Origin of the sequence: New Jersey aster yellows phytoplasma, assembly GCF_002554195.1 — a bacterium.
Taxonomy (GTDB): domain Bacteria; phylum Bacillota_I; class Bacilli_A; order Acholeplasmatales; family Acholeplasmataceae; genus Phytoplasma.
Genome location: NZ_MAPF01000031.1, coordinates 1 through 2326 on the forward strand (window position 1 = coordinate 1; position 2326 = coordinate 2326).

Genomic DNA, 2326 nt, shown 5'->3' on the forward strand with positions numbered 1-2326 from the left:
ATTGATAAACTTTTCATTAATCTAAGTTAATTATAAAAAAATATTTTTCTGTGTTTAAAATTTTCTAATTGATAATAAATAAAATTCAGCCCCTTTTTATAGGTTTGCTATATTTTATCTACTTTTTAGCATCTAATTTATGTAACTTTAAATTATCTATTTTTTATATTTTTGTTTTGCTTATCAATTCTTTTATTGGCGTTGATATAAATTTAATTAGAAAGATTTTTAAATTCTTTTTAAAGGCATTATTATCCCTTTTAATCTTAGTAATTTAACTAATTATATTAATAAAAAGACTAAAAATTATCATAATCCACCAGTTAAATAAATAAACAAAAAACCACACAAAAAATTAATTTTTACTATTAAGAAAGTATCTAAAAATAAGGAGATATTAAAATTGAGAATTATACCTTATGAACTTTATCCTTATGCCTCTGATCTTACTTTATGTGCTTTAAGAAAAGAGTTTGGTATGTATGATCATTGTTTAAATACTTGCAAAAAAAATAAAGCTATGCAACCGTTTTTAGATATGAAAAGAAATTATTTTTATTTATCATTTGATTTGTGGGTATTAGAGATGCAACAAAGAAAGCATTATATTAATAGTTTTCATTTGTTTTATGCCAACAAACATAAATATTACCTTATTAAAACTGATTTTATCTTGATATTGGAGTGTTGTATTCAATGGGAAATAAAAGGATTTACACCTTACAACACTTCTTTATCTTGGTTTTTGGTGGCATTAAAATGTTTAGAAAAACGACAAGAAGCAAAATACCAAAACAACCCCCACCCCAACTTTTTACCAATTCCATCAACTAATTATTATCTAGATTTTTGCATTTATCAAAATTTATTATTTTGGTACAAACAAACTTTTATGCAAGCCAACGAAAAAGGAAACCTAAAACCCAAACAACTCAATATGGAAGAAGTGAAAAACTATTTCCAAACACAACTAAAATACATATAGGCTTTCAAATTAGTAACAATCCATCAATGTATTGTTTTTTTTAAGATTATTTATAAATGATGTTTGCCCCTTTTTGTCTAAAAAATGCAAAAGTAAGAAAAAACAACAAAATGAACTGAACACTTTTTATTAAAAATTATAACACCTTCTTTTTTTGATCTTTTTAAATAACAATTTTTTTTCATCGATATCGCAAAACATTTACAAAAAATATAATTTTGCAAAAAATTTAACAAAAGTTTTTTTTACTTGCCAAATCCTAAAATGTTTGTTATAATATTATAGTAATTATGTTATATATTTTTTGAAGCACAATTTCGACAGATCAAATTTGCCTGAATAAATTTTATAATCACCCCAACTTTTACCATTTATTTTAGCAATTATTTTGCCGCATTTCAATTTTTTTAATTTTTAAAAAAAGCAACAAAACATTTGCTATTTGTTTTTTTATATGATATAATAAAAAAGGTATTGCAATTTTATTTGCTTTGAAAACATTTTTTGAAAGCAAAAACAACAATTTTCAATTATTTTTTGAATTATTTGTAACTTGCTAAATTGCATATTTTAATTATTTATTCTTAATTTATTTTTTCACAAATTTTTACTAAAACTACCTTAATCTTTGAAAACTGAAGATGATAATTAACGAATATTTTCAATTATTTTTTTAACACCTTAAAATTGACACCAAAAAGCAATTTTTGATGCATCAATTTTGTAACATACGAAGAGTTTGATCCTGGCTCAGGATTAACGCTGGCGGCGTGCCTAATACATGCAAGTCGAACGGAAGTTTAAGCAATTAAACTTTAGTGGCGAACGGGTGAGTAACGCGTAAGCAATCTGCCCCTAAGACGAGGATAACAGTTGGAAACGACTGCTAAGACTGGATAGTAGACAAGAAGGCATCTTCTTGTTTTTAAAAGACCTATTAATAGGTATGCTTAGGGAGGAGCTTGCGTCACATTAGTTAGTTGGTGGGGTAAAGGCCTACCAAGACTATGATGTGTAGCCGGGCTGAGAGGTTGAACGGCCACATTGGGACTGAGACACGGCCCAAACTCCTACGGGAGGCAGCAGTAGGGAATTTTCGGCAATGGAGGAAACTCTGACCGAGCAACGCCGCGTGAACGATGAAGTATTTCGGTACGTAAAGTTCTTTTATTAGGGAAGAATAAATGATGGAAAAATCATTCTGACGGCACCTAATGAATAAGCCCCGGCTAACTATGTGCCAGCAGCCGCGGTAATACATAGGGGGCAAGCGTTATCCGGAATTATTGGGCGTAAAGGGTGCGTAGGCTGTTAAATAAGTTTATGGTCTAAGTGCAATGC

At 28.7% G+C, this 2326-nt stretch carries 1 protein-coding gene and 1 rRNA gene; both read left to right on the plus strand.

Annotated features, from left to right (window positions below):
• The first annotated feature begins 403 nt into the window (after window positions 1-403).
• On the plus strand, window positions 404-985 hold the full coding sequence (locus tag BBA70_RS01345; protein ID WP_011412542.1) for a hypothetical protein: 582 nt from the start codon (window positions 404-406) through the stop codon (window positions 983-985).
• A gap of 727 nt (window positions 986-1712) precedes the next feature.
• A 16S ribosomal RNA gene (locus tag BBA70_RS01350) occupies window positions 1713-2326 on the plus strand; the annotation flags it as partial.